Origin of the sequence: Curtobacterium sp. NPDC089689 (genome assembly GCF_044749145.1) — a bacterium.
In the GTDB taxonomy this organism is placed as follows: Bacteria; Actinomycetota; Actinomycetes; order Actinomycetales; family Microbacteriaceae; genus Curtobacterium.
This window is the reverse complement of sequence record NZ_JBIVHJ010000003.1, coordinates 158,568-176,662: the sequence shown is the minus strand read 5'-3', so window position 1 is coordinate 176,662 and position 18,095 is coordinate 158,568. Positions and strand designations below refer to the sequence as shown.

Here is an 18,095-nt window from a genome sequence, read left to right as displayed (position 1 = left end):
GTCACCCCCTGCCCGTGATCGCCTGGACGGCGTCGCCGGTGAGCGACGACACCACGGAGGGCAGGGCCATCACGAGCGCCCCCGCGAACAGCACGGTGAGGCCGATCTTGATCGGGAAGCCCATCTGGAAGGCGTTGAGCGCCGGGGCGACCCGGGTGAGCAGGCCGAGCCCGACATCGGCGAGGAAGAGCACGACGACGAGCGGCCCGGCGATCTGCAGCGTCGCGAGGAACATCTGCGTCAGGGCGTGCACGAGCACCCCGGCGAAGCCACCGAGTGCGAAGCCGGCCGGGCTGCCGTCCGCGGCGACGAGCGGCACGGCGTCGAACGACCGGACGAGCCCGGCGACGATGAGCTGGTAGCCGCCCGAGGCGAACAGGAGCGCGAGCGCCGTCATCTGGAACAGCCGCGTGAACTGCGCACCGTTCACCTGCGACTGCGGGTCGAACGCCTGCGCGAGCGTGAACCCGCCGAACAGGTCGATGAGCGACCCCGCGGACTGCACGGCTGCGAACACGAGGTACACGAGGAAGCCGAGGGCGAGCCCGACCACGAGCTGCGTGACCAGGGCGACGAGGAAGGCTCCGGTGTCGAGCGTCGCGTACCCGGCGGTCACCCGCGGAGCGACCCCGATGGCGAGGGCGATGCCGAGCGCGACCTTGACGGTGCCCGGGAACGCCTTGTACGCGAACGGCGGTGCGATGACGAAGAACGCCACGAGGCGCACGCCCGCGAGCATGGTCCCCTCGAGGCGCGCGGCATCGATGCTGAGCTCCATCAGGCTGCCCCGAGCAGCTTCGGGATCATGTCGAACGCGGCGTGCGTGAACGCGATCATCTCCGAGATCATCCAGTTGCCGCAGACGACGAGCGCGACCGCGACCGCGACGGCCTTCGGGACGAACGACAGCGTGACCTCCTGGATCTGGGTCACCGACTGGAAGAGCGAGATCGCGAAGCCCACCACGAGCGAGGTCACGAGGACGGGGGCGGCGAGCTTGCCGGCGACGAGGAGCGCCTGGAGCACGAGGTCGAGGACGGCTTGCTGGTCCATCAGTGCACCACCTGGTACGACTCGATGAGCGACTTGATGATGAGTCCCCAGCCGTCCACGAGCACGAACAGCAGGACCTTGAACGGCAGCGAGATCATCACCGGCGGGAGCATCATCATGCCCATCGACATGAGCGCTGCGGAGACCACGAGGTCGATGACGAGGAACGGGATGAAGATGACGAACCCGATGATGAACGCGCTCCGCAGCTCGGAGATGATGAACGCCGGGATCGCCGTCGTCATCGGCACGTCGGACAGGTCCTTCGGGTTCGCCTGACCGGCCGCGCGGGTGATGAGCGCGACGTCCTCCTCGCGCGTCTGGTGCAGCATGAAGGTCCGCAGCGGCTTCGTCCCGACCTCGACCGCCTGGTTGAAGTCGAGGTGCCCCGCGAGGTACGGCTGCAGGGCGTCGTCGTTGATGTGCCCGATGACCGGCGCCATCACGAACAGCGACAGGAAGAGGGCGAGGCCGGCGAGCACCTGGTTCGGCGGGATCGACTGGAGCGCGAGGGCGTTCCTGGTCATCGCGAGGACGACGAAGATCTTCGTGAACGACGTCATCATCAGCATGAGGGCCGGTGCGACGCTGAGCAGCGTGATGCCGATGAGCGTCACGACGGCCGAGGACGGCGTGCCGTCGGGGCCGTTCACGCTGACGCTGAAGTCGCCCGTCGCGGGCGGGGTCGGGGTCGCCGGCGCGGTCGGCTGGACGACGGCCGCGTGCGCGCCGGACGCGGTGAGCAGGAGGAAGCCGGCGACCATCGCCAGCCCGAGCAGGACGAGGGCGATCAGTCGACCGGACCGCAGCGCGGTCACCCGGCTCGCCGGTTCTTCAGGGCCGCGGCGGCCTGCCGCCAGGTGTCCGCGGACAGGATCGAGCCCTGCAGCTGCGCGGCGGTCGGGACCACGGCGCGCTGCGGGCGCCGGTTGCGCGGGCGCATCGGCAGGTCGGTCGGGAGGCCCGGCTCGGCCCCGCTCTGCTGCTCGAGTTCACGACGGAACACGTCGGCCGACGGGGTCGGGGTCGGGTCGGCGGCCGTCGCCTCACGCGTCGGCAGGACGACGGGTCCGGTGACGATGGTCAGTTCCGGAGCGGGCGCCTGGCCGCTCGTCAGCAGCGACACCCCGTGCTCGGTGACCCCGAGCACGAGCCGCTCCCCCTCGACGTCCACGACGACGACGCTCGCCTTGCCGCCGATGCCCTGACGACCGACGACCTCGACCGACGCGGCACGGCGGCCGTGGGCCTTCCCGCCCACGAGCTTCTTCCGGCTGACGCGGTGCAGCACCCACATGAGGGCGAGCACGACGCCGAGCGAGAGCGCGACGCGGAGGACGATGACCGCAGTGTCCACGCTCAGACCGTCTCGGCGACGTCGAGGATCTTCGTGATGCGCACGGCGTAGTCCTGGTCGACGACGACGACCTCGCCGTGCGCGATGAGGCGGCCGTTCAGCAGGACGTCGGCGGGCGCGCCGGCGCTGCGGTCGAGTTCGACGACGGCACCGGGCTCCATGCCGAGGACGTCGCGGACGGACATCCGCGTGCGGCCGATCTCGACGGTGAGGGTCATCTCGACGTTGTTGATCCGGCCGAGGTTCCCGACCGGCGCCGCGACGGTGGGCACGTGCGACGCCGACACGGTGCCGTTCTCCCGCACCCGGATGCCGAACCAGCCCCCGGGCACGCCACCAGCGGTCAGCTCGAACACGGCGGTCTCGGGGTCCGCGAGGAGCGCTGCGCCGGACTCGAGCCGCGCGTCGCCGAGCACCCCGATGCCGAGGACCGACGCCGCCGCCTCGAGCGAGGGGCGCAGCACGTCGGTGACGTCGACGATCCCGTGCTCGGTACCACCCGCCGCCGTGACGGCCGCGAGGTCGGTGAGGACGAGCACGAGGTCGGCCGACAGGCCGCCGACGAAGGACGCGACCACCCCGGTGGCCGCCGCTTCGAGCGCGGCCGGCGTCGCGCCTCCCGGCTGTGCCACCGCGCTGAGCGGCGCCGCCGTCGGCAGGGCGACCACGAGGGAGTCGGCTGCAGTGGCGTGGAGGGTGGTGGTGGCGGTCATGCGGAGGGCTCCGTAGCTGCGGTGGTGGTGACGACGATGCCGGCGAGGCGCGACCCGTTCGCGCCGACGGCCGCGGTGCCGACGGGTTCGCCGTCGACCGCGATGGTGAGGGGGCGGTGCTGCGGGTGCGGCAGCGGCAGGACGTCGCCGACGGCGAGGCCGAGGACCTGTGCCGGCAGCACCGTCGCCGGCGCGAAGCGCAGCGCGACGCCGACCGGCACGTTCGCCAGCTGTTCGTCGAGCAGGTGGCGGGCCTCGGCGGCGGAGACGTGCGTCGCGGTCTCGCCGAGCTGCGGCAGGACCGCCTCGGCCGGGAGCGCGAGCGTCCCCGGCGCGACGCGGTCGCCGACGCGGATCTCGAAGGAGGCGACGATCATCAGGTCGCCCTTCTGTGCGGCCTGGGCGAACTGCGAGTTGAACTGGAACCCACCGGCGGTCACGTCGTGGACGAGGAGCCCGCCGAACGAGTAGCGGAGGTCGTCGAGGGCGTCCTCGACGATCTTGCGGACGAGTGCCTGCTCGATCGGGGTGAACGTGCGTTCGGGCGTCGGGAGCGGCTTGGACGCGCCGAGGGCGTGCGACACCCAGGTCAGCGCGGCGTCGAGCGGGACCTGGAGCACGCCCTTCGGCACCATGTCGGCGATCGGGAGCAGGACCATGCCGGTGAGCGCGGGCAGCGATGCGGCGTACTCGTCGTAGGTCTTCATCTGGACCGACTCGCACGTGACCTGGCTGACGGCGCGCACCTTCGCGGTGAGCTGGGTGCCCCACTGCCGGGCGAAGGTCTCGAAGGCGAGCTCGAGCACCCGCGCGTGCTCCCGGGCGAGGGTGGACGGGCGGGCGAAGTCGTACACGTCGACGGGTGCGTCGGCGGACGGGCCCGTCGCTGCGTCGGTCCGCGCGGGCACGCCGGACGTCGACGGCGGTGCTGCGGCGGTCTCGATCACGGGTGCGTCTATCGGTCCGCTGTGGACCACCCGTCAGCGCTGTGCCCCCTTCTGGGGCGGCGGCGGCGTCGCGCCTCGGTCTGCGCGCTACCCGTGCGTCACGCCCTTCGCGGTGTCCTGGGCCGCGGCGAGGGCAGGCATCAGCGCGCTGACGTCCTGGTCCTGGTTCGACAGCACCACGATGTCGACCCGCCGGTTCAGGGTGAGCGCCTGGTCGGAGTCGCCCTCCGCGAGCGGCCGGCTCGACCCGAAGCCGACGCTCTGCACGTGGGCCGAAGGCATCCCGCCCCGCTCGACGAGGTCCCGCAGCACCCCGGTGGCCCGCGCGGCGCTGAGTTCCCAGTTCGTGGCGTACGGCGCCGTCGAGTTCCGCTGGTCGGCGTGGCCCTCGACGCTGACGTCGTGGTCGCTCGTCTTGAGCACCGGCGCGATCGCGTCCATGATCCGCTTCGCCTGGTCGGACAGGTCGGCGCTGTTCGTGGCGAAGTAGGTCTCGCTGCCGACGAGCCGGACGGTGAGTCCGCGGGCATCGACCGTGAACTGCACGTTCGCGGTCTGGCCCGCCTTCCGCAGGTTCGCCTTGATCGCGCGCTCGATGCCCTGGAGGTCGTCGAGCTCCTGCTTCGCGGCGTCGACGTCGGCCTTCGACGCCGTCTTCGGCACCGCAGTGCTCGTCGGGTCGGCCGTCGCCGTGCCCGGACCGGCCTCGGCGTTGCTGCCCGCGTCGCCGCTCGACGCGCTCGAGTGGTCCGCCTGGGACTTGTCGATCGAGTACCCGGAGCCGTCCTGCACCTGGTCCTTCGTGACGACGGTGCCGGACGCCGTGTCGACCTTCTGCGACTTCACCTCGCCGAACCCGGTCGCGAGCGAGTTCTTCAGGGCGATGTACTTCTGCTGGTCGACCGTCGACATGGCGAAGAGCACGAGGAACATGCACATCAGGACGGTGATCATGTCCATGTAGGACGCCATCCACCGCTCGTCGGGGTGCTCGGCCTCGTCGTGGCCCTTCTTCGCCCGACCACGGCCACGACCCCGGGGGTTGCCGCTCATCGTCAGGCCGCCAGCTGCTGGTCGTCGTCCGCCGCGGTCTGCTTCTTCGCCGACTTCGCGTCCGCGATCCGGGCCGCGGGCGGGACCATGGCCTTGAGGCGCTCACCGAGGAGGCGCGGCTGGCTGCCGGCCTGCACCGCGAGCAGGCCCTCCATGAGGAGCGTCTGCCGGTCGGACTCGAGCTGCGCGAGCTTGCGGAGCTTGCCGCCGATCGGCAGCCAGAGGAAGTTCGCGGTCAGGAGGCCCCACAGCGTCGCGACGAACGCACTGGCGATGAGCGGGCCGAGCTCGTCCGGCTTGCCGAGGTTCGCGAGCACGTGCGTCAGCGACACCACGGTGCCGATGATGCCGACGGTCGGGGCGAACCCGCCGAGGCCCATGAAGAACGCGCTCGCGCTGCGGACCGGTGCGGCGTTCGACTCGATCTCGTCCTCGAGCAGGATCCGGAGCTCGTCGCCGTCGGTGCCGTCCGCGATGTTCTGCAGCGCCTTCTTCATGAACGGGTCGTCGTGCTTGTCGGCCTCCTGCTCGAGGGCGAGGAGCCCGTTCGCCCGTGCGGTCTCGGCGAGCCCGACCACGTCGTCGATGACGGACTGCGGCGGGGTGACCTTGCCCGTGAACGCCTTCGGGACGGCCTTGAACGAGGCGATCGCGTCCTTCAGCGTCGTGCTCGCGATGCCGCAGCCGATCGTGGCACCGAAGACGAGGAGCATCGGGGCCGGCAGGAAGAGTCCGGCGAGTTCGACGTGCTCCATCTCGACCATGCCGAAGAGCGCGCCGAACGCGATGAGGATGCCGATGATCGTCGCGATGTCCACGTCAGCGCCCCCCGTCGTGCGCGTGCAGCGGCGCCACCGGGGCGAGGGTGGGGACGGGGCCGGTCGCGTGGCGGTTCGCCTGCCCGTCGGTGCCGTACGCCATCCCGACGATGCGGGCGCGGTACGCGGCGATGAGGTCGATGACCTCCTCCATGGACTCCCGCACGATGTACTTCGCGCCGTCGACCATGATGAGGGTGGTGTCCGGCGTCTCCTGGATGCGCTCCACGAGGTCCGGGTTCACAGCGAAACCGCTGCCGTTGAGTCGTGTGACGACGATCATGGCCCGTCCTGGTTCTCGATCGTCCCGCCGCCGTCCGTGGGGCGGGATGCCGCCCTTCCGTGGGCGTGCACCGAGTGCTATCGGCCCGGAGCGCCCGCACGTAAGCACCGGGCGCCCAGCGACGTCGTCGGGGTACGGAACGGGGGACAGATCCGTGAGCGAACCCCCAGCAACCGAGCGCAACCGGAACGCCGGAACCGTCGGTAGTACCTGCGAGACGTCGAGGACGACGTCGAACCGACCGGCCCGACCCGGGCCAGAGAAGGAGACGACAACGATGCGCAAGAAGACCCTCGCCGCCGGGCTCGCGTCCGGTGCGCTGCTCGCCGCGACCGCCGCCGTGCTGCCCGCCACGACCGCCACGGCCGCGTCCGGCGACGCCACCCTCTCCGTCCTGCACGCCGTCCCGTCCGTCACCGTCGACGTCTACCTCGACGGCAAGCGCGCCCTCGACGACTTCACGCCGGGCACCCTCGCCGGCCCGATGACGGTCCCCGCCGGAGCACACACGATCGCGATCACCGCCGGTGACGCGACCGACGACTCGAAGCCGATCATCGGCCCGGTGGACGTCTCGCTCGACGCCGGCGGCAACTACACCGCGGTCGCGCACGACGACACCAGCGGCAAGCCGACCGCCACGCTCTTCACGAACGACACCTCGGCCACCCCGGCCGGTCAGGGCCGCCTCATCGTCCGCCACGTCGCAGCCGCCCCCGCGGTCGACGTGCTCGCCGGCGGGAAGGCCGTGGTCTCCGGGCTGACGAACCCCGACGAGAAGGCGCTCGAGCTCCCCGCGGGCACCGTGTCGGCCTCGGTCGCCGCAGCGGGCACCACCACCCCGGTGATCGGCCCGGCGGACGTCTCCGTGAAGGCCGGAACCGACACGATCGTCTACGCGTGGGGCAGCCTCGAGGACAAGGACCTCGCCCTCGCCACGCAGACGATCTCCGGGCTCGGGGGCACCCCGAACGGCGTCCCCGCCGGCAACGCTGGTCTCGTCGCAACGAACCAGCCCGACGTCGCGCCGTGGATCGGAGCCGCTGCCGCACTCCTCGCGGCCGCCACGCTCGGCACCGTCGTGGTCCGTCGGCGTCGCACCGCGGACGCCGGTCGGCAGGACGCCGGTCGCTGATCGTGCACCGCACGGTGCGGCCGTCCGTGGCGGCGCTCGCCGTCGCCACGGCGGCCGTCGCCGTCCTGACCGGGTGCTCGCCGGCTGGCTCCCTCCCCGGCGGGCACCCCTCCCTCGCCCCCTCGAGCACGCCGACGCCTCCCCCGGCGGCGTTCTCGACGGCGGTGCCGCAGCAACGAGCGACCGTCCCCCCGGTCGCCCCGGCCGCCGCGGCACCCGCCCGGGTCGCCGTCGACTGGGCCGGTGTCACCGCGCCGGTCCGCCCCGAGGGCGTCGACGACCAGGGCGCGATGGCGCTCCCGCCGGACCCGGCCGTCGCCGGCTGGTACCGGTACGGCGCCGCACCGGCTGCGACCCAGGGCACGGTGGTCCTCGCCGCCCACGTCGACGCGGTCGGCTACGGCATCGGCCCGTTCGCCCACCTGCGGGACGTGCCGGAGGGCCGCACCATCACCGTCACCGACACCGCCGGAGCCGAGACCCGATGGCGGATCGACTCGGTGTCGCTGCTCGAGAAGCGCGGCCTCCCCTGGGACCGCATCTTCCGGACCGACGGCGACCGGCGGCTCGTGCTCGTCACCTGCGGCGGCGTGTTCGACGAGCAGACCCACCACTACGAGAGCAACCTCGTCATCACCGCGACACCGGTGTCATGACCCGGGAGACACGACCGTGTGCCCGCCGTACCCCGCCGCCCCGCCGCCCGTACGATCGACACACGGTCAGTGCCGACCGCCCCGACGACAGGACCACGTGACGACCACCCTCCCCGACGACGGCGAGCTCTCCGACGCGTTCAGCGCCGGGAGCGAGGCAGCCCTGCGTGCCGTGTACGACCGGTGGTCCCCGCTCGTGCACACCCTCGCGCTCCGGGCACTGCGCGACCCGATGGCCGCGGAGGACGTCACCCAGCAGGTGTTCGTCAAGGCCTGGCGCAGGTCCGGCTCCTTCGACCCGGCACGTGGACCGCTCGGCGCGTGGCTCGTCGGCATCACCCGGAACTGCATCGCCGACGCACTGACCGAACGCGCCCGTCAGGCACCGACGGCCGACCCGACCGTCGTCGAGGAGACCGCCGTGGCACCGGAGTCGCCGTTCGACCTGGCGGAACGGGCACTCGTCGCCGGGGAGCTCGACCGCCTCGACGACGAGCCGCGCCGCGTCATGCGATTGGCCTTCTACGAGGACCTCAGCCATCGTGAGATCGCGGAGCGGCTGCAGATCCCCCTCGGCACCGTCAAGAGCCACATCCATCGGAGTCTGGCTCGGCTCCGAACACGTCTGGAGGTGATCGAGTGAAGCACGTGGACGACGAGACGCTGGCGATGCTCGCGGTCACCGACGTGGTGGCGGACGACGAGGTCGCGGCACACCTCGCTCAGTGCGCCCGGTGCCGCGCGGAGGTCGCGGACCTCCAGCGCGTCGCGGCCGTCACCCGCTCCGCGGCCGACGTCGACCTCGTCTCACCGCCGGAACGGGTGTGGGACCGCATCGCGGCGACCGTGCGTGCCGAGCAGGAGGCGGACGGCCTGGAGGCACGGGTCGACCCCGCCCCGTCGGCGCGGCCGGTCCTCCCCACGCGACCCACCACCGCGGCCGCCCGGCCCGGCAGCCGCCGCGACCCTCGCGGCACCGCCGCCGTCCGGCGCCGGCGACGGACGGTCGCCGGGATCATCGCGGTGGGCATCGGTGTGCTCGCGCTCCTCGTCGGCATCGGTGTCGTCACGGGGGTCGTCCCCGGCGCGGGCAGCGGTGAGACCGTCGTCGCCCGCGCGACCCTCGACGCACTCCCGGCGTGGGGCGGCGCACGCGGCACCGCCGAGCTCGAGCGCGACCGTGACGGACGGCTCACCCTCGTGGTCGACGTCAGCGGTGACCGCGACGGCTCCGACTCGGGCGCGCTCCGGGAGGTCTGGATGATGCAGTCGGACCTCAAGGGCCTCGTGAGCGTCGGGTTCCTCGACGGCGACCGCGGCCGCTTCACGGTACCGGCCGACATGGACCTGGCGAAGTACCCCGTGGTCGACGTCTCCGCCGAGCGCGACGACGGGGACCCGGCGCACTCGGGTGACTCCATCGTCCGGGGCGACCTCCACGACCGGTAGCCTCGGGCCGTGATCACCGCGGCGGACCTGCTCGAGGGCCCGCGTGGCCGACGGTTCATCCTCGAAATCCTCCGGCAGTTGCTCGACGACGAGTCCGGCCCCGGCGAGCACCTCCACCAGGTGCTGTTCTGGGCCGAGTACCACGTCATGTTCGAACGCGGGGACGCACCGACGCTCTTCGGCCCCGGGGCCGACCGCCGGGAGCCGGCACCGAGCGACCAGGAGCTCGTCGACGCACTCCGCGCCGCCGTCGACGTGGCGGACCCGTCGTCCGTGCAACCGGTGCACGTGCTCCGCGCACTGGCCGACACGGCCGCGGCCGCCCGGTACTGGCAGGAACCCGACGGCGAGGACGTCCTGCTGGCCCGCGCAGGCCTGGGCCCGGAGCTCGCACGGCTGGCGCGCGCGTGGGCCGGGGATCTCGCTGTCGGCGCGGTGGTCGCACCGAGCGACACGGCGGTCCCGTGGAGCACCGTCTTCGACGGAGCCCACGGCCCGGAACCGCTCCGCTCGACCGCGCCCGGCGACGCCGCACGTGCGTTGCGGGACTGGCGTCGAGCACTGCAGGCCGCGGTCGACGCCGTCGGGTGGCGGGACCGACGACGACGCGTCGACGCGCGGTACAGCGGCGAGTGGTGGTCGACCCCGCCGTCCGGACTCCTCGTGACGACCCCGTCCGTCCCGTCGCACGGGCCCCTCGGGGTGTGGGCGGTCGAGGACGACATGGGCTGGGAGCGGGCGACCGTCACCCCGGTCGTCCCGAGGGAAGGCGCGCGCGAGCTCGTCCTCGACGACGCGGACGACTGGGCAGCGCTCTGTCGCCGTTGGCCGATCGACGTCAGCTGGACCACCCGTCGGCACGACTGGTACCGGACGACCGGACGCGACGGCGGGTGGGTCACGCCCGACTGGGAGGGCGTCGCCGAGGCGTACGACGCGGTCTGCCTCACCGTGCGGTGCTGGCTGCGCGCCGCGGGCACGGCGATCCCGGTCGGCGCCGACACCGCAAGCGTCATCGCGGGATGGACGCCGGGGAGCACCGTCTGGCTCCGCGACCCGGTGCCCCCGGCCGACGCGCCACGGGCTGTCGACCTGGTGTTCGACAACGACCGACTGCAGTGGCACCGGAGCGATTGACTTCTCACAGACGGTGTATTCCCGATCCGTTCCTGTGAGTTCGGGCGCGGATGTCACCCGTTTTATCTCACGAGCGTGTTAGCGTGCCCCTCATGACCGACACCACCCTCGTCGCTCCCCAGACCACCGCAGCACCCCTCCGCGAGGTCGGCGCGCTGATCCGCGGTGCCCGCAAGGGCCGCGGCATGACCCAGGCGCAGCTCGCCGAACGCGTCGGCACGAGCCAGAGCGCGATCAACCGCATCGAGCAGGGCGGGCAGAACCTCAGCCTCGAGATGCTCACCCGGATCAGTGACGCGCTGGACCAGCAGATCGTGTCGATCGGCGGCGCCCCGCAGCGCGCGCACCTCCGCGTCCAGGGCGGACGGAAGCTCAGCGGGTCGATCGCGGTCAACTCGTCGAAGAACGCCGCCGTCGCGCTCCTCTGCGCCTCGCTCCTCAACCGCGGAGTCACGCGCCTGCACAAGGTCGCGCGCATCGTCGAGGTCGACCGGATCATCGACGTCCTCCGCAGCCTCGGCGCCAGCGTCACGTGGTCGGAGGACGGCGAGGTGCTCGAGATCGTCGCCCCGTCGGACCTCCGCCTCGACGCGATCGACGCCGACGCCGCCCGCCGCACCCGCAGCGTGCTCATGTTCCTCGGCCCGCTGAGCGGTCGGTTCGACGCGTTCCGCCTGCCCTACGCCGGCGGGTGCGACCTCGGCACGCGCACGGTCGAGCCGCACCTCATCGCGCTCCGCCCGTTCGGGGTCGACGTCGAGGCCACGAACGGCTGGTACGAGGTCGACGTCGCGAACAAGGACGTCCCGACGAAGTCCATCGTGCTCACCGAGCGCGGTGACACCGTGACCGAGAACGCCATCCTCGCCGCCGCTGCCCGCGACGGCGTGACGACGATCCGCAACGCCAGCCCGAACTACATGGTGCAGGACCTCTGCTTCTTCCTCGAGCTCCTGGGCGTGCAGGTCGAGGGCATCGGCACGACCACCCTCCGCATCACCGGCCGCAGCGTCATCGACGAGGTCGTGGACTACTGGCCGAGCGAGGACCCGGTCGAGGCGATGAGCCTCCTGACCGCGGGCATCGTCACCGGCTCCACGCTCACCGTGACGCGAGCGCCGATCGAGTTCCTCGAGATCGAGCTCGCGACCCTCGCCGAGATGGGCCTCCGCTTCGACGTCTCCGAGGAGTACGACGCCGCGAACGGTCGCACCCGACTCGTCGACATCACGGTGCACCCGTCCGAGCTGCACGCCCCGATCGACAAGATCCACGCGATGCCGTTCCCGGGGCTCAACATCGACAACCTGCCCTTCTTCGTCGTCATCGCGGCCTGCGCGAACGGCACGACGCTCGTCCACGACTGGGTGTACGAGGGCCGGGCGATCCACCTGCTCGACCTCACCCGGCTCGGCGCGAACGTCACGCTGCGCGACCCGCACCGCCTCGACGTCACCGGGCCGACGCACTTCTCCGGCGCCGAGGTCAGCTGCCCGCCGGCGCTCCGCCCCGCGGTCGTCATCCTGCTCGCCATGCTCGCCGCGAAGGGCGAGAGCGTCCTCCGCAACGTCGGCATCATCGCCCGCGGCTACGAGGGCCTGCAGGAGCGGCTCAACTCGCTCGGCGCGTCGATCGAGACGTTCCACGACTGAGCCGCCAACGCTGCAGTCGCTGGCGTGACCAGGTGACGGACTGGAGGCCCGTGGCGGATCCGCCACGGGCCTCCAGTCGGTCAGCCGCGTCCGACGAACGGCATGGCGGTCGGCATCACGGTGAGGGCCGGGACGTTCGTGCCGGCCGGCAGGCCGGCCATGTACGCGACCGCCCGACCGGTCTCGGCGACGTCCATCGTCGGCTCGCTGCGGGTGGTCCCGTCGGCCTGGAGGGTGCCGGACGCTGCGCCGGACCCCATCGACGTGGCCGCGTTGCCGATGTCGATCTGCCCGCAGGCGATGCCGAACGGGCGGCCGTCGAGCTGGAGCTGCTTCGTCAGCCCGGCGATGCCGTGCTTCGCGACCGTGTACGGCGCGGACAGCGGCCGGGGTGCGTGCGCGGAGATCGACCCGTTGTTGATGATCCGACCGCCCTGCGGGGTCTGCGTCCGCATCACCCGGAACGCCTCGCGGGCGCAGAGGAACGCGCCGGTGAGGGTCACGGACATGACCGAGGACCACGTGTCGAGCGTCAGTTCGTCGAACGGCGTCGCTGGCGCGCCGGTGCCGGCGTTGTTGAACAGCAGGTCGACGCGGCCGAAGCGGTCCACGGTCTCGTCGAACAGTCGTCGCACGTCGGCCTCCACCGACACGTCGGCGACCACGGGGACGATGCGCGACGACTGCGCGGCGACCTCCGCGAGCGGCTCGGGCCGGCGTCCGGCGACCACGACCGTCCAGCCGTCGGCGGCCAGCGCCAGGGCTGCTGCTCGGCCGATCCCGCTCCCGCCCCCGGTGACGATCGCGGTGCGCTCGGGACGTTCGGTGGTGGCGTCGTCGCTCATGCCCGCACGCTACCGCGCCGCCGTCAGATGTCGAGGACGCCGTCGGCCGCGGCGCTGCGTGGCGGGATGTGGCCGGTGGCGACCTCCTCCTCGAGGTACACCGTCACGTACCCGTGGTCGACGGGCCGGCCGGTGTCGTCGAAGACGCGGTAGCGGCGGCGGAGTCGGAGGAACGGGACGGCCGTGTGCTCGAACGACACCACGACCTCGGTGTCCGGGAACGCGCCCTCGACCTCAACCCGCACGTCCCGGTAGTCGCTCCGGATCCGCCGCGGACCGTCCGCCCCGCGCGACCAGCCGATCACCGGGTCACCGAGGTGCGTGAACTCCTCCACCAGACGGGCGACGCTGCGCTCACGGCCCACGGCGCCCGCGTCCCAGCGTGGCCACCGCGTGCCGTCGACACCGCTGAGGTCGAGCCGGTCGATCCAGGGTGTCCGTCGGGCCTCGCGCTCCTCGACCGAGCGCTCCCACGCGGCGTCCGCGGCGTCGGCGTCGTACTCGGCCGGGTCCTCGACAGGGACCGAGTCGAGGGTGTCGGTGTCGATCCTGGTCGGCAGGCCGTCGGACACGTCGACGACGACCTCGCGCGGGCGGTAGACCACGTCCTGAGACCCGTACGCGCCGGGGACGAGCTCCGGGCCGGTGCGGTGGAACCGCAGCGTCAGCCGGTCTCCTCGGACGGACACACCCTCGACGAGGTGGTCGACGCGGATCGTCGTCCGGGTCCCGTCGGGCGCGATGCGGACGAGGTCGGTGGGCGGGGTCGGCGAGGGCGGCCCGGGATCACCGCGATCGGGTGCGTCGCACTCGTCAGCGTCGTCGCTGAACCCGATGGACCACTGGTACGCGGTGGCGACGACGTGCCCGTCGTCCGCGCCGGGTTCATCGTCGGCGTCGGGTTCATCGTCGACGTCGGTGTCGACGTCCGGCTGCCAGTCGTCGTCGTTCGGCTCGGACCAGGTCGCGGGGTCGGGCCAGAACGGCTCCGACTCGGCCCACGGCAGGTCGGCGGACCCGAGCCCGGCGAGCTCGTCCTCGTCGGCGCCGTCCTCGTCGTCCTCGCTCCCGTCCCGGGCCATCCAGGCCGACGCGTCACGGGGATCGGCGAGCCACAGCCCACCCGGCTCCGCCTCGATGACACGCCGATCGGTGAGGTCCACCGCCGCGCCGACGCGGTCCGCGTCGAGGTGCACGGCCGTCCGCGTGACCCCGTCGATGCCGTCGGAGCGGTAGACGACCCACACCCCGGAACCGGTGGGCCAGGCCTCGACCTCCTCGACCGCCCGGTCGGGCAGCGGCGCCGACGGCCACGTCAGCCACCGCACCACGGCGCCGTCCTCGACGACCGCGGCGACCGGCCGGTGCAGGTCCGGGACGACGGACCGGCGCCCGACCGAGATGACATCGAGCGGGACGAGGTGGTCGGCAGCGGGTACGTCGGTCACGCGGGCGAGGCTACCGCGTCAGGCTCGACCGACACCGCCGTCAGCCACCAGCGGGTTGACTGGGACGTCGGTCATCGGAGGAGGGACGCGTGCTCGGACCCGAACTGGTGGTGGTGCTCGGCCTCGCGATCGCGGTGACGGCGGGCGTCGCCGACCGCATCCGGATCGCGCCGCCCGTGCTGCTGCTCGTGATCGGTGCGGGCCTCGCGCTCGTCCCCGAGTTCTCGGACCTGCAACTCCCCGCGGACGCCGTCCTCCTGCTGTTCCTGCCGGCGCTGCTGTACTGGGAGAGCCTCACTACCTCGCTCCGGGAGATCCGCAAGAACCTCCGCGGAATCGTCCTCATGGGGACGCTCCTCGTGGTGGTCACCGCGGGCGCGGTGGCCGCGCTCCTGCACCTGCTCGGTGTCCCGTGGGGGCCGGCGTGGGTGCTCGGTGCCGCGGTCGCCCCGACCGACGCCACGGCCGTCGGGGTCCTCACGCGCATGCTGCCGCGGCGCAACGTGACCGTGCTCCGCGCGGAGAGCCTCGTGAACGACGGCACCACCCTCGTCGTGTACGGCATCGCGGTCGCCGTCACGGTCGGGACGCAGGAGCTCACGTTCTGGGGCGTGTCGGGCATGCTCGTGCTGTCGTACGTCGGCGGGGTGGCGGCCGGGCTCGCCGCGGCGTGGCTCGGGACGCTGGTGCTCCGCCGGGTCGATTCGGTCGTGCTGCAGAACCTGCTGACGCTGCTCGTGCCGTTCGTCGCGTTCCTCGGCGCTGAGGCGATCGATGCCTCCGGGGTGCTCGCGGTCGTCACCGCCGGCATCGTCGTGAGTCAGGTGGCGCCGAAGCTCGACCGCGCCGAGACCCGGCAGCAGGTCCGGGCGTTCTGGTCGTTCCTCACGTACCTGCTCAACGGCGCGCTGTTCGTGCTGGTCGGCATCGAGGCGATGATCGCCGCACGTGCCCTCGACTCCGGTGAACTGCTCCGTGCGACGGGTCTCATCGTGGCGGTCGCCGTGCTGCTCGTCGTCGTCCGGTTCGCCTTCCTGGGGGCTGCGGGCGGTACGGTCTGGCTCGTGACGCGTCGGACCGGCGGCGAGCCACGCGAGGGACACCGCGACCGGCTGGTCAGCGGGTTCGCCGGGTTCCGCGGCGCGGTGTCGCTGGCGATGGCCGTCGCCGTGCCGCGGACGCTCGAGTCCGGGGGCGCCTTCCCGGACCGCGACCTCATCGTGTTCGTCACCGCCGGCGTGGTCGTGCTCACGGTCGTCGGGCAGGCGCTCGTGCTGCCGGCGGTCCTCCGACGTGCGGCACTGCCCGAGGACGAGTCGGTCGGCGAAGAACGCCGGTACGCCGAGCGCACCGCGATCGAGGAGGCGCTCGACGCACTCCCCCGGCTCGCGCGCGCCGCGGGTGCCGACCGGTCGATCGTCGAACGGGTGCGGAAGGACTACGAGGCGCACCTGGACGTCATCCAGGCACGGGAGGAGGCCGAGGACGACGACCACCCCACGCTCCAGCGACACGACGCCGCGGTGGCGCTCGAACTCGCCCTCGTGCAGCACAAGGCGGCGACGCTCCTCCGGCTGCGGGACGCCGACGAGATCGACGACCTCGTCCTCCGCCAGGTCCGGGCCGGGTACGACGCCGAGGAGGCACGCCTCGAGGGGTCGACACCCCCGTGACCGTCGACCTCGGCACGCTCCTCTGGACCCTGGTCGGAGTCGTGGCGCTGGTGGCGATCGCCACGGCGGCACTGATCCTCACCCGGGCCCCGTCGCCGTGGGCCCCCGCGCTCGCGGTCCTGCGCGGCACCGTCCAGCTCGCGGTGCTCAGCGTGGTCCTGACCGGGGTCATCCGCGACCCGGTGTGGATCGCGGTGGCGCTCGTGGTCATGTTCGGCGTCGCGACGACGACCGCCGCCCGCCGCCTCGGGACGCTCCGGACCCGGCTGTTCCCGGTGGCCCTTTCCATGGCGATCGGCATCGGAGCGGCGTTGGTCGTGGTCTTCGCAACCGGCGCGATCGCGTTCTCGCCGCGCTACGTCCTGGCGATGGGCGGCATCGTGATCGGCAACGCGATGACCATCGCCACGCTGTCCGGACGGCGGTTCGTTGAGCTCGTCGACGACCGCTGGGACGACGTCGAAGGGTGGCTCGCGCTCGGTGCCACGCCACGCCGGGCGACCGCCGACCTCGTCGTACGCGCCATCCACGCGGCGATGGTGCCGAGCACCGACCAGACCCGCACCACCGGGCTCGTGACGCTGCCGGGAGCCTTCGTCGGTGCGGTGTTCGGCGGGGTCTCGCCGCTCGAGGCGGGGCGGTTCCAGGTCGTCGTCCTCGCGGCGATCATCGCCGCAGGAGCGCTCGTCGCGGTCACCCTGACGCACCTGCTCGCGCCGGTACGGACGCGCCCGGTGCACGCGGACTGACGCCGATGACGACGACGTGACGAAGCCCGCTAGCCTGTCGCCGTGGGGAACGTGGACGGTGACGGAAACCCGACCGGTCCGGTTCGAAGCATCCGCGATGCGGCGCGACGCACACTGACCGCGGTCCTCGTCGTCGTCGCGGCGCTGACGTTGCTCCGGTACGGCGCGCTGTCCCTGGGCGCGACCGAGGGCGACGTTCCGGCCGCCTCCGTCGTCGAGCTCCCCTCGGGATCGGAAGTGGTCGATGACGACGTCGAATGCGCCTCCGGTGGGTGCTGGCGGCTCCTGACGGTCCGGCCACCGTCCGGATCGACCGCGAACGACCTGGCAGACACGCTCAGCGACCGTGTCGATGGCACCCTGTGGGATCCCCGCGTCGTCAACCTGTCGTCCGAGATCGACGAGGGGTTCCTGGTCGTACGCGCCGACTACTGGTCACAGTCCACCGGACCCCGGGCATGAACGCAGGTCCCCCGCGCCGACGGCATCGGGCACGGTCGCCCGATCCGTCAGCGGTGCGAGCAGCCTCGGTGCGCAACGACTGACGTGGCGTCGGTGGCGCGGCCCCCTAGGATCGGGTGATGCACGCTCACGTCCGCCAGGTCGCCACCGGTGACCAGTGGTCCGTCCTCTACGCGGGCTACCGCTCGTTCTACGCACTGCCGGAGGACTCCGGTGTCGTCGCCACCACCTGGGAGTGGGTCTCTGCGGGCGCGCACGGACTCGTCGGTCTCGTCGCGACGGACCCGGACGGCACCCTGCTCGGCCTCGCCAACCTCAGGCGCTTCGCACGTCCCTCTACCGCCGGGTTCGGCCTCTACCTCGACGATCTGTTCACCTCGCCGGACGCCCGGGGGCAGGGCGTCGCCACCGCCCTGTTGCGTCAGGCCGGGAAGCTTGCTTCGGAGGAGGGTGCGAACGTCGTCCGGTGGATCACCGCGACCGACAACCGGGCCGCACGCCGCGTGTACGACGAGGTCGCGAGCGCAACACCGTGGGTGACGTACGACATGGCGCCCGCGCAGCAGCAGGAGGCGCACCGGCCGGGGTGAGCTCGCTGACGCGCTCGTCGCAGCACCCGCTGACGGCATCCGTCGACCCGAGCCGCGGTCCGGCTCAGAGCCGGT

At 72.5% G+C, this 18,095-nt stretch carries 21 protein-coding genes; 10 read left to right on the top strand and 11 right to left on the bottom strand.

What is annotated here, in order from left to right:
* Window position 1: 1 nt before the first annotated feature.
* From ACIPYW_RS12465 to ACIPYW_RS12425, 9 genes are all read right to left on the bottom strand, one after another.
* Window positions 2–778 carry a flagellar biosynthetic protein FliR gene (locus ACIPYW_RS12465; protein ID WP_290131814.1) on the bottom strand — a complete coding sequence of 259 codons (777 nt, stop codon included), beginning with the start codon at window positions 776–778 and terminating at the stop codon, window positions 2–4.
* Window positions 778–1,053 (bottom strand): flagellar biosynthesis protein FliQ, encoded by a 276-nt coding sequence (gene fliQ / locus ACIPYW_RS12460; protein WP_400413982.1) that lies wholly within the window; start codon window positions 1,051–1,053, stop codon window positions 778–780. Before fliQ ends, ACIPYW_RS12465 begins: the two co-directional genes overlap by 1 nt.
* Window positions 1,053–1,817, bottom strand: a complete 765-nt coding sequence (gene fliP, locus ACIPYW_RS12455) for a flagellar type III secretion system pore protein FliP (RefSeq protein WP_400414800.1) — start codon at window positions 1,815–1,817, stop codon at window positions 1,053–1,055. The genes fliQ and fliP overlap by 1 nt, the downstream gene beginning before the upstream one ends.
* Before the next feature lie 50 nt (window positions 1,818–1,867).
* Window positions 1,868–2,410, bottom strand: a complete 543-nt coding sequence (locus ACIPYW_RS12450; RefSeq protein ID WP_400413979.1) for a FliO/MopB family protein — start codon at window positions 2,408–2,410, stop codon at window positions 1,868–1,870.
* 2 nt (window positions 2,411–2,412) lie between these two features.
* Entirely contained in the window at window positions 2,413–3,123 is a 711-nt protein-coding gene (fliN, locus tag ACIPYW_RS12445; protein ID WP_400413977.1) for a flagellar motor switch protein FliN, read from the bottom strand.
* The gene (locus ACIPYW_RS12440; protein ID WP_400413974.1) at window positions 3,120–4,070 is read right to left on the bottom strand and encodes a flagellar motor switch protein FliM; all 951 of its coding nucleotides are present in this window, start codon (window positions 4,068–4,070) and stop codon (window positions 3,120–3,122) included. The genes fliN and ACIPYW_RS12440 overlap by 4 nt, the downstream gene beginning before the upstream one ends.
* An 87-nt stretch (window positions 4,071–4,157) precedes the next feature.
* Window positions 4,158–5,123, bottom strand: coding sequence for a flagellar motor protein MotB (locus tag ACIPYW_RS12435; RefSeq protein WP_400413971.1), 966 nt, complete (start codon window positions 5,121–5,123; stop codon window positions 4,158–4,160).
* 2 nt (window positions 5,124–5,125) lie between these two features.
* Window positions 5,126–5,941 carry a motility protein A gene (locus ACIPYW_RS12430; RefSeq protein WP_400413970.1) on the bottom strand — a complete coding sequence of 272 codons (816 nt, stop codon included), beginning with the start codon at window positions 5,939–5,941 and terminating at the stop codon, window positions 5,126–5,128.
* A 1-nt stretch (window position 5,942) separates the two neighbouring features.
* Window positions 5,943–6,224: a flagellar FlbD family protein gene (locus ACIPYW_RS12425; RefSeq protein ID WP_400413968.1), complete on the bottom strand. Its 282-nt coding sequence runs from the start codon at window positions 6,222–6,224 to the stop codon at window positions 5,943–5,945.
* Window positions 6,225–6,501: 277 nt separating this feature from the next.
* Between ACIPYW_RS12425 and ACIPYW_RS12420 the strand changes: the two genes are divergently transcribed.
* The 6 genes from ACIPYW_RS12420 (at window position 6,502) to ACIPYW_RS12395 (ending at window position 12,253) form a co-directional block, all read left to right on the top strand.
* Entirely contained in the window at window positions 6,502–7,359 is an 858-nt protein-coding gene (locus ACIPYW_RS12420) for a DUF4397 domain-containing protein (protein WP_400413966.1), read from the top strand.
* 26 nt (window positions 7,360–7,385) lie between these two features.
* The gene (locus tag ACIPYW_RS12415; RefSeq protein ID WP_290131822.1) at window positions 7,386–8,015 is read left to right on the top strand and encodes a class F sortase; all 630 of its coding nucleotides are present in this window, start codon (window positions 7,386–7,388) and stop codon (window positions 8,013–8,015) included.
* A 97-nt stretch (window positions 8,016–8,112) separates the two neighbouring features.
* On the top strand, window positions 8,113–8,658 hold the full coding sequence (locus ACIPYW_RS12410) for an RNA polymerase sigma factor (protein ID WP_400413964.1): 546 nt from the start codon (window positions 8,113–8,115) through the stop codon (window positions 8,656–8,658).
* A gap of 5 nt (window positions 8,659–8,663) precedes the next feature.
* Window positions 8,664–9,464, top strand: a complete 801-nt coding sequence (locus tag ACIPYW_RS12405; protein ID WP_400413962.1) for an anti-sigma factor domain-containing protein — start codon at window positions 8,664–8,666, stop codon at window positions 9,462–9,464.
* Window positions 9,465–9,473: 9 nt separating this feature from the next.
* Entirely contained in the window at window positions 9,474–10,601 is a 1,128-nt protein-coding gene (locus tag ACIPYW_RS12400) for a hypothetical protein (RefSeq protein WP_400413960.1), read from the top strand.
* A gap of 92 nt (window positions 10,602–10,693) precedes the next feature.
* Window positions 10,694–12,253 (top strand): UDP-N-acetylglucosamine 1-carboxyvinyltransferase, encoded by a 1,560-nt coding sequence (locus ACIPYW_RS12395; protein ID WP_290131826.1) that lies wholly within the window; start codon window positions 10,694–10,696, stop codon window positions 12,251–12,253.
* A gap of 80 nt (window positions 12,254–12,333) precedes the next feature.
* Here ACIPYW_RS12395 and ACIPYW_RS12390 read toward each other — a convergent pair whose 3' ends face one another.
* Both ACIPYW_RS12390 and ACIPYW_RS12385 read right to left on the bottom strand, forming a co-directional pair.
* A complete protein-coding gene (locus tag ACIPYW_RS12390; protein WP_400413957.1) occupies window positions 12,334–13,098 on the bottom strand; it encodes an SDR family oxidoreductase in 765 nt (254 codons plus the stop codon).
* Between the two features lie 23 nt (window positions 13,099–13,121).
* Window positions 13,122–14,546 (bottom strand): hypothetical protein, encoded by a 1,425-nt coding sequence (locus tag ACIPYW_RS12385; protein ID WP_400413955.1) that lies wholly within the window; start codon window positions 14,544–14,546, stop codon window positions 13,122–13,124.
* 89 nt (window positions 14,547–14,635) lie between these two features.
* Between ACIPYW_RS12385 and ACIPYW_RS12380 the strand changes: the two genes are divergently transcribed.
* The 4 genes from ACIPYW_RS12380 (at window position 14,636) to ACIPYW_RS12365 (ending at window position 18,020) form a co-directional block, all read left to right on the top strand.
* Entirely contained in the window at window positions 14,636–16,219 is a 1,584-nt protein-coding gene (locus tag ACIPYW_RS12380) for a Na+/H+ antiporter (RefSeq protein ID WP_400413952.1), read from the top strand.
* A complete protein-coding gene (locus tag ACIPYW_RS12375) occupies window positions 16,216–16,968 on the top strand; it encodes an ABC transporter permease (protein ID WP_400413950.1) in 753 nt (250 codons plus the stop codon). The genes ACIPYW_RS12380 and ACIPYW_RS12375 overlap by 4 nt, the downstream gene beginning before the upstream one ends.
* Window positions 16,969–17,010: 42 nt before the next feature.
* A complete protein-coding gene (locus ACIPYW_RS12370; protein WP_400413947.1) occupies window positions 17,011–17,430 on the top strand; it encodes a hypothetical protein in 420 nt (139 codons plus the stop codon).
* A 119-nt stretch (window positions 17,431–17,549) separates the two neighbouring features.
* On the top strand, window positions 17,550–18,020 hold the full coding sequence (locus ACIPYW_RS12365) for a GNAT family N-acetyltransferase (protein ID WP_400413945.1): 471 nt from the start codon (window positions 17,550–17,552) through the stop codon (window positions 18,018–18,020).
* Window positions 18,021–18,095 lie beyond the last annotated feature (75 nt).